1 protein-coding gene is annotated in these 583 nt (G+C 67.8%); it reads right to left on the bottom strand.

Features of this window, described 5'->3' with window-relative positions:
- Window positions 1-123 precede the first annotated feature (123 nt).
- On the bottom strand, window positions 124-408 hold the full coding sequence (locus tag ROTAS13_RS25525; RefSeq protein WP_075823732.1) for an ATP-binding protein: 285 nt from the start codon (window positions 406-408) through the stop codon (window positions 124-126).
- Window positions 409-583 lie beyond the last annotated feature (175 nt).

Genomic DNA, 583 nt, shown 5'->3' on the forward strand with positions numbered 1-583 from the left:
CCTCCAGCACGAGGCGGACCGCCCTCTCCCGCACCTCCGGCGAGTAGCTCGCTGCTGTCTTGCCCTTCGTCGTCATGGCTCCATCCTCTCAAGGCCTGGGGCCTCCGACAAACCCGGGGCGGTTCAGGCCGCCAGGTCGCGCACCTGCTTGGCATCCAGCGAGGGCTGGGCGGCAAAGTCGAACCCCTCCAGCGTGCGCTGGTGCGGGAACTTCGCGATGCTGGTCGCCATCTGGATGCGCCGCTCCTCGCGGTGCGACACCTCCGCCCGGCACAGCAGCGCCAGCGTCTCGCGCAAGCTGAGGTCGCCCCGTGCCGCCTCATCCAGCAGGCCGTCGAGCCGGTCACGCAGCGCTGTCAGCTTGAGCCGTGCCAGCATGTCCGGCAGGGTATCCACCTCGGCGCTCACCAGCCGCCTCCTGCTGCCTGCTCGTACTCAGCCAACGGCCGGAGCAGATTGATCCTCCACGACTTCCGTGGACGGGTTACGCTACGTTTACTGCCTGCCGTTCTGCTTGGTCTGGCGTGCGGTAGTCCAGGGCTGAATGCAGGCGTCGGCGGTTGTAGAAGCCCTCGACGTAGGA

The organism is Roseomonas sp. TAS13, from assembly GCF_001950415.1.
Lineage (GTDB): Bacteria > Pseudomonadota > Alphaproteobacteria > Acetobacterales > Acetobacteraceae > Roseomonas > Roseomonas mucosa.